Genomic DNA, 13,775 nt, shown 5'->3' with positions numbered 1-13,775 from the left:
ATTCCACACCCGGCGTCGTACTGTGGAGGTGTTCACGGGAGCCCGAAGCACCGGGCTGAGAGGGTCCAACGAGACCGACCGTCGTACCTGAACTGGGTCATGCCAGCGGAGGGAGCACGCGTCATGAGCAATGGCGGCAGCCTGGACGTCGTCATCGCGGGTTGCGGGATCATCGGCGCGTCGATCGCCTGGCGGCTTGCCCAAGCTGGAAGGACGGTTCGCTGCCTGGATCCGGCGCCTGGAGACGGCTCTACCCGCGCCGCGGCCGGAATGCTCGCCGCCGTCACGGAGAGCACGTTCGGCGAGCACGAGGTGATGCGGCTCAACGTGGCATCCAGCGCCATGTGGGCGGATTTCGCCGCCGAGCTCGAAACCGAGACGGGCATGCCGACCGGGTATCACCCGGTGGGCACGCTGACGGTGGCTTTCGACGCGGGAGACCGGCAGCAGCTGCGGCGCCTCCTGGACCTACAGCAGGCGTGGGGCCTGGACGCGCACGCGATCGACGTGGCCGAGGCTCGGCGCCGCGAGCCGTCACTCGGCCCGCGGATCGCCGGTGCGGTTTGGGCTCCGGGGGACCACCAGGTCAATCCGCGTGCCGTTCTTCGAGCCCTCCATACAGCTTTGCGCCTTCGAGGTGTGGAGATCGTGCGGCACCGGGCCACCAGGCTCGTGGACCACCAGGGCGGCGCCGTGGTGGGCGTCGAGGACGATACCGGCACACGGCATGAAGCAGCTCTGGTCGTGCTCGCTGCCGGCTGGCACAGCCGCGACATCGCACTCTCCGATCCACTCGCCACGTTGCCGATCCGCCCCGTCAAGGGGCAGGTCATCCGACTGGATGGCGAGTACCAGCCGTCGTTCCACCTTAATCACGTGGTCCGTGGCTTCGTCCAGTCTCGCCCGGTCTATGTGGTTCCCCGCGCTGACGGGGAGATCGTCGTGGGCGCGACCAGTGAGGAGCAACCCGACAATCGGCTGGTGACAGCCGGTGGAATCTTCGCCCTGTTGAGAGATGCCCGAGCCCTCGTGCCTGGACTCGATGAGCTGCCCGTCACGGAGACCACCGCTCGTGCCCGGCCGGGCACCCCGGACAACGTGCCCCTGATCGGGCGGTTCGGTGCTTCTGGAGCTGTCGCGGCCACCGGCCACTACCGCAACGGAATCCTGCTGGCTCCGTTGACGGCGGCAGCGGTGGCCACCTATTGCCGCGATGGCGTCTTCCCGGACTCCGTCGCCTCGGCCGCGCCGAGCCGCTTCCGCGAGGCGGCCGCCGAGGTGGTGGCCGGGTGAACCAGGTCAGGGAAGGCGCCATGTCGGCAAATGACGAGGAGGAACCACGAATGGCCACGACCGTGAAAGTCAACGGTGAGGAGATCGCTTTCGACGGGCCGGCGTCGGTCAGCGACGTCGTCGACCGGGCGCTGGACAACCCCGTCGGCTCATCGGTCGCACGGGGCATCGCGGTCGCCGTCAACAACGACGTGGTCCCCAGGGGAAGCTGGCGTACCACGCGGGTCAGCACCGGCGACCACGTCGAGATTCTTACCGCCACCCAAGGAGGCTGACGTGGACGACCCACTTGTCATCGCGGGCGAGAAGTTCGCGTCGCGGCTGATCATGGGTACAGGGGGTGCACCGAGTCTCCTCGGCCTGGAAACCGCCCTCCTGGAGTCCGGCACGGAATTGACAACCGTGGCGCTCCGTCGGGTCCAGACCGGAACGGAAGGCTCGATCTGGGACCTATTGCAGAGGAACAGGATCCGCGCACTGCCGAACACCGCAGGCTGCTTCACGGCCAGCGAGGCCGTCCTCACCGCGAAACTCGGTCGCGAGGCCTGCGAGACCAACTGGGTGAAGCTGGAGGTCGTCGCGGACGACATTTCGCTGCTACCGGACCCGGTTGAGCTGATCTCCGCCGCGCGAACGCTGGTGAACGACGGTTTCACCGTTCTGCCCTACACGAACGACGACCCCATCACGGCTCGAAAGCTCGCCGACGTGGGCTGCGCGGCGGTGATGCCGCTCGGCGCACCCATCGGCACCGGCCTTGGGGTGCTCAATCCCCGCAACATCGCCGCGATCGTGGCGGACTCCTCGGTCCCGGTCATCCTGGATGCCGGGATCGGCACCGCCTCGGACGCCGCACTGGCGATGGAACTGGGCTGCGACGGGGTACTCCTCGCGACCGCAGTGACCCGTGCCGCCGACCCGGTCCGCATGGCGCGGTCCATGCGGCGCGCAGTCCAGGCCGGCCGCGATGCCTACCTCGCCGGGCGCATTCCACGCCGGGAGGACGCTTTGGCCTCGTCTCCCGCCGATGGGCGGGCCAATCTCGATCTCGCGCTGTAGCGAAGGAGAACGTCGCGAACGAGCCCTGGGCGCCCAGCGAATGGCAGCCCAGGGCCGGCCACCCCGCAGATCAGGAACCGGTTCGGCGGCAGATCATCAGCTCGGTGGTGGGGCTCTCGCTCATCCGCCGGACTAGCTGCCGATCGACCTGGTACAACGCAGCACCTGCCAGCCAGCCGGTTGGTTGTGTCAGCGTGACCGCCCGCAGCGCGCCGCCCCACACCTTGCGCCACACCCGGGGAGCGTCGACTTGAGCGTTCATGAGGACGAGCATCGGCACTCGGCGCTCCACGCGGAAGCCCGCGCCCTCCAGGGCAGAGACGATCCACTCCTTTGTCCGGCTGACCTGGTGGGCCGTGCGATCACGCGGACGATTCAGGAAGTTCTCCGACAACACGAACGAGCCGCCCGGCTTCACCAGCCGGGCGATGTTGCGCAGTCCGGCAAGGTACCGCTCGTCGTCGGTGATGTGGAAGAGCACATCCATGCACGACGCGGCGTCGAATGACGCCTCCGGCAGTTCGTCCTGGGCCCGGGTGATGTCGACCTGGACGAACGTCACGTCCGGAAATCGCCCACGCAGCCGTCCCACCGCGGACTCCGTCAGATCACTTCCCACCACTTCCCCGGCTCCGGCCTCACGCCAGCAGTCGACATAGAAGCCCGTGCCCGAGCCCACGTCCAGGATCCTGCTGGTGTCGGATATCGACAGCGATCGCACCTCCCGAAGGAACACCTCCCTCCGGACGCGGTACATCCAGGCGTTGAACGGGCGGCCCAGCGCCTGATAGCCGACTCCACTGACAGTCCAGTCCTCTGCGAGGCGGTCCTCCCAGAAGCGCTGATGATCATCTTCGTTTCTCACCAACTCATAGTCCCCCGATAACGAATTGATTACACACCGAATTTCTCAACGCGCTGCCGATCCTCGCTCCGGATGTCCGTCAGAGGTGATAGACAGCCATCCACACGCAGGAGGGAACGGCCATGAAGTACATGCTCATGTGCGCCGAGCACACTCGCTGAGCTCACCGCCACTGCCGGGCAAATGGCGCCGGAAAGACCTAGACATGAGAATCACTCTCATATAGAGTAAGGCCTTGTCGGGGCGCGGTCGGTCTCATGCCCGGGTGGACCGCGTCCCGGCTATACACAACAGTCGCGATCGAGAGCATGGAATGGCGCCAACGACGCGCGCGGCCCGTCGTGGCCGGCCTCTACACTTGACTCGTGCCTACCTACGAGTTTCGCTGCCGCACCTGCGGCTCCACCTTCGACGTCGCGCGGCCCATGGCTGAGTCGAACGAGCCCGCGCCCTGCCCGGGCGGACATGACGACACCGTCAAACTGCTCACCACGGTCGGCATGACCGGCCGCGCCGCGGGCACTGCCGCCCCCGCGGCAGGTGGCGGTTGCTGTGGGGGCGCGTGCGGCTGCGGCTGACCGACTCCTTAGTGCCCGACCGAGCTGGTTACCAGCTCGACTTGGTGACGCCAGGCAGCTCGCCACGGTGTGCCATTTCCCGAACCCGGGCGTGGTGCCAGTGACCTGGCAACGAGCAGACATGATGACTCTCCAAGATGAGACGCTGCCCGGGCCTTGTCCAGTTCCACTATAGATAATCATTATCGATTCGCCACTCACCTCACAGCCATGGCCATCTCCCTTGATGCCCCGGCAGCCGTCGTCCTCAGCTACGCGATGCCAGACGAGTATCCCGGGCCGGCTCATGCGGTCCATTGAGCAACTCGGCACCGGCCGGGTCCGCGCGCGTGGAAGGTTCTGGCTGCCGACAAGACCGCAGACCCTTTGCCTATGGGACGGCGCGGGCGGACAATCCTCCGCGGCGTGATCGCTGGGGGCGAACGTTCATTCGGAATTGAGTCGAGCTGACTCAAGTTATATGTGGTGAAGCTGGCCCGCCAGGCACAAGCAAGGAAAGGAAATCCAGCATGACCACCACACTGATCCCCAGGCCGTTCGCCGACATCGACCGCGTGTTCCAGACACTGTGGAACGCTCCGGAGCCCGTTCAAGCGCATGCCCCGGCTGCCGATCTGCACCGGGACGGGGACGACCTTGTCGCCAGGTTCGACCTTCCCGGCATCGACCCCGAGAAGGATGTCGCCGTCGAGGTACAGGGACGTAAGCTCGTCGTCCACGGCGAGCGCAAAGACACCCGCGCGGAAGAGCGCGATGGCCGCCGTCTCCACGAAGTGCGCTACGGCAGCTTCCGCCGCACGGTGGCCCTTCCCGTCGCGGCGGACCCGGAGAAGGTGACGGCCACATACGACGCCGGCGTTCTTTCGGTCACCGTCGCCGATGTCTACGCCGGCACGTCTCCTCGCCGGATCGAGGTCACCAAGGCCGCTTGAGTCCGAGGCAGGCTGCGCGGCGAGACCTAAGCCGCACATACCGACGAAGCGGTGCTCCCCAGTTATGGGAAGCACCGCTTCGGGCGCACTCGCTACGGCACGCCGTCGATCTCTCCCCTTCCTGCGGCCGATCTCGTACCGTGTGAACCATGATCTGGACTGTGCGCACCAGGATCGGTCCATTGATGCTGCGCGAGCAGCTCGAGCCCGAGGATGAACCGGGCGTCTTGAGACTGTTCCAAGAATGCGACGACTGGTTCGAGGCCACCACCGGTGGGCCATCGGGTCCCGGTGATGTGCAGAGCCTCTTCTACGCCCTGCCCGAGGGTTACAGTTTTGAGGACAAGCGCATCTTCACGCTCCGGGACGGATCCCGCATCGTCGGGCTCGTCGACGCCGTCGTGGGCTATCCCAGGCCCCGAGCCTGCGCGGTGGGCGCCTTCCTGATCGCGCCGTCTCACCGCGGCCGCGGCGTCGCCACGGCGGTGGCCGAGATCTTGCTGTCCGAAGCCCGCGAGGCTGGGTTCAAGGAGGTCACCGCCACCACGACGGACCGGTGGCCCGCGGGCGACGGCTTCCTCCGATCCCTCGGATTCGATCTGCCCGGCGACCGGCCCACCACCGACCAGCCCACGGCACGGGCCACGCTGAATCTGGATCGCCTCGCATAGCCTCACACTTCGCGTCGCCGGGCCAACCTTCGTCGGCTTCCCCTGTTTCTCCCTGCCTTTGCAATGCGCACATATACGCAACTCTGCGGTGATGCGTATCTGTGCGCATTGCAAAGGCAGCTGAGAATGCAGAACTCCATGCACGCCGCGAAGACGAGCATCAACTTGACGCCCGGCCCTGGACTGGCTAACGTTCTATGCTCTTCGCGACCGGACCGGGATCCCGGGCCGTCGGAAAGTTCCATCTTCCGCCGAGCCTGAGGAGGCCCTTCCATGGCTGCTGTACACACCAACGACGACGCCCTCGCGGACGAACGTGCGCTCATGCGCCAGGCCCGCGAGCACTTGCGGGCCATGCGAGAACGCACGCTCTCCCTGAACGCGCAGGGTGGTGACCGCGTGTCGACGGAGTATCTGAAAGCGTCACTGCATCGGCGCGCGAAGGCGCTGGAGGACGACCCCGGCCTGCCGCTCTTCTTCGGCCGTATCGACCGGCTGCGAAACCACGACGACGTTCCCGACGACACCTCATCCCCGGGCGCCACCACGCTCGAGACGTTCCACATCGGCCGACGGCACGTCATGGACGACGCTGGAGACCCGGTGGTGATCGACTGGCGCGCGGATGTGTCACGCGCCTTCTACCAGGCCACTCGCCGCGATCCGCATCAGCTCACGCTGCGGCGCCGGTTCGGCTTCTCCGCCGGCGAACTCACGTCGTTCGAGGACGAACACCTGCTGGACCCGGCCGAGCCGGACACCGCGAGCCGGATTCTGACCGAGGAGATCGAACGCCCCCGAGTGGGGCCGATGCGGGACATCGTCGCGACGATCCAGCCGGAGCAGGACGACGTCGTTCGTCTACCGCTCGATAGATCCGTATGCGTCCAGGGCGCGCCCGGCACTGGAAAGACCGCGGTCGGGCTCCATCGGGCCGCGTATCTGCTGCACACGTACCGCAGTCGGCTGGCCCGCAACGGTGTCCTGGTCATCGGGCCCAACCGCGCCTTCCTGCACTACATCGCCCAGGTGCTTCCCACGCTCGGTGAGGTTGACGTACGTCAGATGACCATCGCGGAACTCGTCGACGGTGTGCCGATCCGCGCCGAATCCGAGCCGCGGGCCGCTGCGGTCAAGGGCGACGCCAGGATGGCCGACGTGATCCGCCGTGCTGTCTGGGATCACGTCGGTGAGCCGTCGGAGGCTCTCCTGGTCCCGCGCGGCACCAGGACGTGGCGCGTTCCCGCGCACGAGGTCAGGGACGCGATCAACAGCTTGCGTGACCGCGGCGACGGCTACGCCACGGGCCGGGCGCTGCTTCCGCAACGCCTGGCACACCGAATCCTGCTGCGCATGGAGGCCTCCGGGGACATCACCGATGACCGGGTGCAGTCCGCCGTGGCCCGTTCGCAGCCGACGAAACAGTACGTCAATGCTCTCTGGCCGGCGCTCGATCCCGTCAAGTTGGTCATGCGCCTGCTCAGCGACGCTGACCTGCTGGCGCGGGCCGCCGACGGGGTTCTCAGCCCGGACGAGCAGAAGCTCGTGCTGTGGCCGAGACCGGCCCGCGGCCCGAAGTCGGCGCCATGGTCGCATGCCGATGCCGTCCTCGTCGACGAGGCACGTGGCGTCGTCGAACGCTCCAGTGGCGTGGGACACGTGGTACTTGACGAAGCGCAGGACCTGTCGCCGATGGAGCTGCGCGCGGTGGGTCGCCGAGCGGCCGGCGCCTCCGTGACCGTCCTGGGCGACATCGCCCAGGGGACCACCCCGTGGGCCACACCGTCCTGGCCGGAAGCTCTCTCCCACCTAAGCCAGCCCGACACCCACCTCGAGGTTCTCCGGAAGGGATATCGTGTCCCCGCCTCCGTGGTGGAGCTGGCGGCACGGTTGCTGCCGTCGATCGCGCCGGGCATCGAACCGCCCGAACCCGTGCGCTCGAACCGCGGCTTGCTGTCCGTCGTCGCTGCGGGCCACGACGACGAGTCGGCTGCCGTGATCCGAGAGGTCACGGAGCGCGAGGGCTCGGTGGGCATCATCGCGGCCGACAGCATGGTGGACCACCTCGCCGCGCTGCTCGACGCGACCGGCATCGCCTTCGGCCGGTTGGAGGACGACGCGCCGCTGACACTGGTCCCGGCGACTCTGGCCAAGGGTCTGGAGTTCGATCACGTGGTGATCATCGAGCCCGCCCGGATCGTGGCCGCAGAAGCGAACGGCCTGCGTCGGCTCTACGTGGTCCTGACCCGTGCGGTCTCGTCACTCACCGTTGTTCACGCGGAGCCTCTGCCCGTCGAACTCCGATGACAGCTCAGGCCGGTTCTTCGCCGTAGAGGACGTCCTCCGCGTCAGCGATCCGGTAGGCGTAACCTTGCTCCGCCAGGAAGCGCTGCCGGTGCTGGGCGTATTCCTGGTCCACTGTGTCCCGCGCGACCACGGAATAGAAGCGAGCGGTACGTCCGTCCGCCTTCGGCCGGAGGATGCGGCCCAGCCGCTGCGCCTCCTCCTGACGCGAGCCGAACGTGCCGGAGACCTGGATCGCCACGCTGGCTTCCGGCAGGTCGATGGAGAAGTTCGCCACCTTGCTGACCACCAGGGTCTCGATCTCGCCGGTGCGGAACGCCTCGAAGAGCCGCTGCCTCTCCCGGACTGTCGTCTCGCCCTTGATCACCGGCGCGCCGATCCGTTCGCCCAGCTCGTCGAGTTGATCGATGTACTGCCCGATCACCAGCAACGGCTGTCCTGCGTGCCGTTCCACCAGCCGCTGCACCACCCGAGTCTTGGTCTCGGTGCAGGAAGCCAGCCGGTACCGCTCGTCGGCCTCGGCCGTGGCGTAGGTGAGACGCTCCCCCTCGGAGAGGGTGACCCGGACCTCGACGCAATCTGCGGGCGCGATGTAGCCCTGGTTCTCGATCTCCCGCCAGGGGGCGTCGTACCGTTTCGGGCCGATCAGCGTGAACACGTCGTCTTCCCGGCCGTCCTCGCGCACCAGCGTCGCCGTCAGACCCAGCCGGCGCCGCGCCTGCAGGTCCGCGGTCATCCGGAAGATCGGAGCCGGCAGGAGATGGACCTCGTCGTAGACGATCAGACCCCAGTCCCGCGCTTCCAACAGCTCCAGGTGCGTGTAGGCGCCCTTCCGGCGCGTCGTCATCACTTGATACGTGGCGATGGTGACCGGCCGGATCTCCTTTCTGGCGCCCGAGTACTCACCGATCTCGTCCTCGGTGAGGCTGGTCCGGCGAATCAGCTCGTCCCGCCACTGTCGCGCCGCGACAGTGTTGGTCACCAGAATCAGCGTGGTGCTCTGTGCTCGGCTCATCGCTGCGGCGCCCACCAGGGTCTTGCCCGCACCACACGGCAAGACCACGACGCCCGACCCGCCGTGCCAGAATCCCTCGACCGCCTCCCGCTGGTACGGCCGGAGCGTCCAGTCCGTCTCCCGCAGAGTGATCTCATGCGCCTCGCCGTCGACGTACCCGGCTGTGTCCTCCGCCGGCCAGCCGAGCTTGACCAGGCTCTGCTTCAGATTTCCCCGCTCGGACGGGTGCACGATGACGGTGTCGTCGTCGATCCGCGCTCCCACCAGCGGCTTGACCCGCTTGGAGCGCAGCACCTCTTCGAGGACGGCCCTATCGGTGCTGTGCAGCACCAGGCCGTGAGCTGGATGCGTCTCCAGCCGGAGCCGCCCATACCGCGCCATCGTCTCGGCGACATCCACCAGCATCGCGTGCGGCACCGGATACCGCGAATAGGTCATCAGCGAATCGACGACTTGCTCGGCGTCATGGCCGGCAGCCCGGGCGTTCCACAGGCCCAACGGCGTGAGCCGGTAGGTGTGGACGTGTTCGGGTGCACGCTCCAGCTCGGCGAACGGCGCGATCGCACGCCGGCACGCCTCCGCCTGCTCGTGGTCCACTTCGAGAAGGAGGGTTTTGTCGCTCTGCACGATGAGCGGTCCGTCAGTCACGTCCGCCATTGTCCTCTCCTGGCTGCCCAGTTCCATAATCGCGGCTCTGGCGCCGGCGCAAACGCTCACGATGTGGAGGCGGCAACGAGCGACCCACATAGCGGCGACTTGCGCAGTCAAGGAGACCGGTACGCTGATCACGAGATCCCCGTGTGGGTAACACCACTCGTAGCAGTGCCTGCCCACTCGTAGCGGAAGATGAGGCGGCGATGCCCGGAAGCGTTCAGCCGAACCGGTCTGCAGACCGGCGCGGCAAGCCGCCACGATCGGCGTCCACCAGCTCAAGTTTTCCCCGATTTCTCGGGCTGGCCGTGCTGGGCGTCCTGCTGCCGGGCCTCGGGCTGATCGCTGCGGGCCGTCGCCGCATCGGGTTCGCGGTGCTGGCCGTCTTCGTGCTCGGCGTGGCGGCCCTCATTGTCTACGCGCGCCGCGAGGGATTCGACGGCATGGTCCGTCTTGGCACTGATACCGGCCGGATCAACGTCTTCGCGTTCGGCATCCTGGCCGTCGCCGCCATATGGCTGCTGATCGCCGTCGTGAGCTTCTACCTCCTGGACTCCCGTCGGCTGGGCACCGGGCAGCGGCTGCTGGCGGCCACCTTGGTGATCGTCGTCGCTTCTGTCGTCGTCGCTCCGATGGGGGTCGGCGCCCGCTACGCTTTCACCCAACGGAACTTCATCGAATCCGTTTTTCCGGATGACCGTCATCAGTTCAGCCTGACCATCCCCGCTGAGGCGACCGACGAGGATCCGTGGGCAGGCCGGGATCGGGTGAATCTGCTGATCCTCGGCTCGGATGGCGCGCCGGACCGGGACGGCGTCCGCACTGACACGATCATGGTGGCCAGCGTGAACGCCCAGACCGGCGACACCGCGCTGTTCTCCCTCCCACGCAATCTGCAGCACGTGCCATTCCCGGAGGGGCCGGTGCGCGACGCGTACCCCGACGGATTCCGGGGCGAGCCGCCTGGCGAGTTCTGGCTCAATGCCGTCTACCGCAACATCCCGGCGCAGTTCCCCGAGGCCTTCGAGGGCCTTGAAGACCCGGGGGCGGAAGCACTCAAGCTGGCGGTCGGAGAAGCGCTCGGCCTCGAGATCCACTACTACGTCATGGTCAACCTGGACGGGTTCAAAGCCATCGTCGATGCCTTGGGCGGCGTCGTCGTCGACGTGCCGTACCGGATCCCGATGGGCAATCAAGCCACGAACTGGGGCACGTGCACTGCTGCACGAGACTGGATCGAGGAAGGCGAGCAGCGACGCCTCAGCGGCGCCAAGGCGCTATGGTTCGCCCGCGCGCGGTGCGGACCGCCACCCATCGACGACGACTACGAGCGGATGCGGCGGCAGCGCTGCCTCATCGGCGCCATAGCCGAGCAAGCCGACCCGTTCACCCTGATCACCCGCTACTTGCGACTGGAGGGGGCGATCCGGGAAAACATCAGCACTGACATCAGTCAACGGAGGCTGGAAGATTTCGCCGAGCTGGCCTTGCGTATCCAGGATGCCGAGATCCGTACGCTGCCGTTCACTGACGAGGTCATCGAGTACCACCGGCCGGACTACGCCCTGATCCAGGACTTCGTGCGGGAGTCGCTCGAACCGGAATCCGAACCCGAACCCGGGTTCACCGAACCACCGCCCTCAGGGGAGAACATCAGCGACGATCAGACCGACGGCGCGCCCGACGAGTCCGCCGAGAACGAGCAGCCGGACGACGAGGAGACCGGAGACACCACGGACGAGATCACCGACGAGACCCAGCCGGACGAATCCGAGGGAGCCCAGTCGATCGACGAGGTCTGCTGAACTCCCAGCCCACCCACCTTCCACCCGGTCCCGAAATGATCATTCGGAGCTAGCGGATAGTTACTCGGTGGCGAGGGCGACGCCGCTGATCCGGTGCACGGCGAAGGACCGGATCTCGTTACGACGATGATCGAACGCGGCGAGCCACCCGCCTTCGAGGCGGACGGGGTCGATGATCCGCTCGCTGGTGGAGCCGTGCTGGTCGACGTAACCGATCCACACCGTCGACCCCCGCTCAATAGCCTCTCGCAGGTCTGCCAGCGTCTGGGCGGACGCTTTGCGGCCAAGCCTTCCGGGCACGGTGTCCGGCGGCCGGGCAGCGGAGGAACGATCACCCGCTCGTAGGGCCCGCACAGCCGCTGCGAGCACGGCCTCGGTGGGCGCCGGTCTCTCCACCAGGGTAGGTGACGGTGCGGCGCGTCCGTGTGTACGCCTGGGCTCCGGACGCGCGATCACCACGGTGCCGTCCGCGCTCTCCGGAGTCGGCACGAAACCCAACTGCCTGAGCCGCTCCAGCAAGGTGAGCCCGTCGAGGGAGGAAACGAGCACAGTCGGTGCCAGCTGCCGCAACCCGAGCGCTGACGCCTGCGGCCGGGCGAGAATCTCGCTCAGCATGGCCTGGTCGTCACTGCGCACGAACGACGACGCGGCCCCGACGCGCAGCAGTCCATGCCGCCGGGAAACGTCGTCCACCAGGTAAGTCAGCGGCTGCGGTACCGGCGTGCGGGAGATGGTGGCCAAGAACCGGTGTACGTCACTGGCGGTGCGGCCGACGTCGAGAGCGCGCCGGATCGAACTCTCGGTGAAACGATGCACGGAAGCGCCACCCCTGCTCTCCACGTCGGAGATCAGATTCAGCTCCCGGGCCAGGTCAGAGCGCAGCGGCCCCGGCGCCACCGCGGTGAGGTCGGCCTGCAGGAGAATGTGCTCGAGCGGTTGCGGAAGCAGGGCGTCCAGCCCGATGCGGATCTCCTTCTCCAGCTGCTCCTCCCGGCCATGCGCCAACAGCGGACGAGCGTACGAGGCGAGCGCACCCGTACCGGTGATCCCAAGAAACTCGGCCTCGCGCAGAGTCCAGCCGACGACGCGGTCACGCAACCGGCCGCCGCGCCGAGGACGTCGCCAACGGACCACCTCGCCGATGCTCTCGGCATCGGCCGAGTGCCCCGTGGGCACGCTGGCCAGCACATCCAGGACTTGCGACCTGATCTCCGGAGCCACCGGCCGGTCCAGCTCACCGCTCAATGCGGGAATCGCCCGGTCACGCTCGTCCCGCGTTCCCACGAGCCCGGCTACGCGGCTGCTCGACTGCCAGGCCCGAACCAGCGCCAGCCACCGTTCGGCGACGTCACCGCGTTGCCACGTGTCGTACACGGGCGTCGGCGTCCATGTCTCGTCCTCCGTGTTGCTGGGAGCCACCATGCCCGTGACGTACGCCAGCTCCACGACCAGCGCGGCGCCGGATTCGTCGGTGTCGAGCAGGTCCGGCAGCCGGCGGAGGTCTCGAACCCCCAGACCGCCGGTACGCAACACACCTGGAGGTTCGAGCGACCACGCGTCGAGCAGGGTTTCGACCTTGCGTACCAGGTCGAAAGCACTGGCCGCCGCTGTGCGGTCGATGCGGGCCGGGTCGGGCTCCGTGGTCGTGGGCGACGGTGGCGCCATGTGCGCCGCGCCTCTGAGCACGCCGCCGCGCAGGTGAAGGCCGACCTCTCTAGGAAGGACGACCATGTTCTCGTCGACGGGGATGAGCAGACCGGTGGCCAGCAGCTGATCGACCGGGGTACGGGCTCCGGCCCGGTCCACCTCACGCCACGCGGATTCGACCCGCCCGGTGGGAGGGCCCTCTGCGAGCGCTCGAAGTGCGGCGACGGCCTCCGTGCTCACCTCGTCGAGCAGTGCGCCGAGGGTGCCAGGGTTGCTGATGTGGCCGGCGACAAGCTCGGCGTTGGACGCGTGGTTACCCGCAGCCGGCAGACCAAGGTCGGCCTGAATGGCGGCGAGCCGGGCCGGCGGCAGCCCCGCGAGAAGCTGGGACGCGGGCGGCCCAAGGCCGGCCGGGTGCGGGCCGATGATCTCTCGCACCACCCGAAGCAGGTGAATCTCGTCGTCGGCCCCCCACGTCAAAGCCTGTTCGCGGAGGGTGTGAAGCGCGTGGCTGAGGGCGTCCCACGGCGCCCCGACGAGCTGTTCCACGGCCGAGGGGGTGACGGGATCCGGCAAGATCACCAGGGCGTCGACGACGAGCAGGGTGTACTGATCCAGCCGGTCGAGGGCGCGGACGGCCGACGCCCGGGTGGCGGCCCTGGACGCCAGCTGCGCGACGTCGACCGGCACCGGCACGACAAGGTCCGGGCGCACGCGCAGCAACGTCGCTAGCTCGCCGTCGGATCGAGCCCGCAGATCATCGGCCAGGCTCCGCGGAACCGGCATGGTCCTGGTCATCGCCTTCCAGTGTCCCGCACGAATGTCCTGCACCGGAAATCCGCGTCTGACATTGGTTCTGCTGGATGCCTCGCAAGGCCGAGGAGGCAAGGTAACGGGCTACTACCGAAACTCGGTCAGAGCATCGGATCGACGTGGGGCCGGTTGCTCTTGAGGG

The 13,775-nt window shown here is 67.6% G+C and carries 12 protein-coding genes and 1 riboswitch; of the genes, 9 read left to right on the top strand and 3 right to left on the bottom strand.

All coding sequences use genetic code 11. From position 1 onward, the window contains the following. Window positions 1–24 precede the first annotated feature (24 nt). Window positions 25–131: riboswitch (TPP riboswitch) on the top strand. From thiO to G1H11_RS10055, 3 genes are all read left to right on the top strand, one after another. Further along, a complete protein-coding gene (gene thiO / locus G1H11_RS10065; RefSeq protein ID WP_163818408.1) occupies window positions 124–1,293 on the top strand; it encodes a glycine oxidase ThiO in 1,170 nt (389 codons plus the stop codon). Its footprint overlaps the riboswitch before it by 8 nt. A 50-nt stretch (window positions 1,294–1,343) precedes the next feature. After that, window positions 1,344–1,568, top strand: coding sequence for a sulfur carrier protein ThiS (thiS, locus tag G1H11_RS10060; RefSeq protein ID WP_163818407.1), 225 nt, complete (start codon window positions 1,344–1,346; stop codon window positions 1,566–1,568). Window position 1,569: 1 nt separating this feature from the next. Then, on the top strand, window positions 1,570–2,352 hold the full coding sequence (locus G1H11_RS10055; protein WP_163818406.1) for a thiazole synthase: 783 nt from the start codon (window positions 1,570–1,572) through the stop codon (window positions 2,350–2,352). 70 nt (window positions 2,353–2,422) lie between these two features. On the opposite strand, the gene G1H11_RS10050 is transcribed toward G1H11_RS10055, so the two are convergent. Further along, a complete protein-coding gene (locus tag G1H11_RS10050; RefSeq protein WP_163818405.1) occupies window positions 2,423–3,217 on the bottom strand; it encodes a methyltransferase domain-containing protein in 795 nt (264 codons plus the stop codon). Window positions 3,218–3,582: 365 nt separating this feature from the next. Between G1H11_RS10050 and G1H11_RS10045 the strand changes: the two genes are divergently transcribed. The 5 genes from G1H11_RS10045 (at window position 3,583) to G1H11_RS10020 (ending at window position 7,705) form a co-directional block, all read left to right on the top strand. Further along, the gene (locus G1H11_RS10045) at window positions 3,583–3,795 is read left to right on the top strand and encodes an FmdB family zinc ribbon protein (RefSeq protein ID WP_163818404.1); all 213 of its coding nucleotides are present in this window, start codon (window positions 3,583–3,585) and stop codon (window positions 3,793–3,795) included. A gap of 226 nt (window positions 3,796–4,021) precedes the next feature. Beyond that, complete coding sequence (locus G1H11_RS27000; protein WP_163818403.1) at window positions 4,022–4,204, top strand: GTP-binding protein; 183 nt, start codon at window positions 4,022–4,024, stop codon at window positions 4,202–4,204. A gap of 100 nt (window positions 4,205–4,304) precedes the next feature. Beyond that, a complete protein-coding gene (locus G1H11_RS10030) occupies window positions 4,305–4,727 on the top strand; it encodes an Hsp20/alpha crystallin family protein (protein ID WP_163818402.1) in 423 nt (140 codons plus the stop codon). A gap of 149 nt (window positions 4,728–4,876) precedes the next feature. After that, entirely contained in the window at window positions 4,877–5,398 is a 522-nt protein-coding gene (locus tag G1H11_RS10025) for a GNAT family N-acetyltransferase (RefSeq protein ID WP_163818401.1), read from the top strand. Window positions 5,399–5,671: 273 nt separating this feature from the next. Next, window positions 5,672–7,705, top strand: coding sequence for a HelD family protein (locus tag G1H11_RS10020; protein ID WP_163818400.1), 2,034 nt, complete (start codon window positions 5,672–5,674; stop codon window positions 7,703–7,705). Between the two features lie 4 nt (window positions 7,706–7,709). On the opposite strand, the gene G1H11_RS10015 is transcribed toward G1H11_RS10020, so the two are convergent. Further along, entirely contained in the window at window positions 7,710–9,374 is a 1,665-nt protein-coding gene (locus G1H11_RS10015; RefSeq protein ID WP_174257517.1) for a DNA repair helicase XPB, read from the bottom strand. A gap of 200 nt (window positions 9,375–9,574) precedes the next feature. Between G1H11_RS10015 and G1H11_RS10010 the strand changes: the two genes are divergently transcribed. After that, window positions 9,575–11,173 carry an LCP family protein gene (locus tag G1H11_RS10010; protein WP_163818398.1) on the top strand — a complete coding sequence of 533 codons (1,599 nt, stop codon included), beginning with the start codon at window positions 9,575–9,577 and terminating at the stop codon, window positions 11,171–11,173. A 60-nt stretch (window positions 11,174–11,233) separates the two neighbouring features. On the opposite strand, the gene G1H11_RS10005 is transcribed toward G1H11_RS10010, so the two are convergent. Further along, window positions 11,234–13,618, bottom strand: a complete 2,385-nt coding sequence (locus tag G1H11_RS10005; protein WP_163818397.1) for a helicase C-terminal domain-containing protein — start codon at window positions 13,616–13,618, stop codon at window positions 11,234–11,236. Window positions 13,619–13,775 lie beyond the last annotated feature (157 nt).

Origin of the sequence: Phytoactinopolyspora alkaliphila, assembly GCF_010550695.1 — a bacterium.
In the GTDB taxonomy this organism is placed as follows: Bacteria; Actinomycetota; Actinomycetes; order Jiangellales; family Jiangellaceae; genus Phytoactinopolyspora; species Phytoactinopolyspora alkaliphila.
This window is presented reverse-complemented; position numbering and strand designations above follow the sequence as displayed.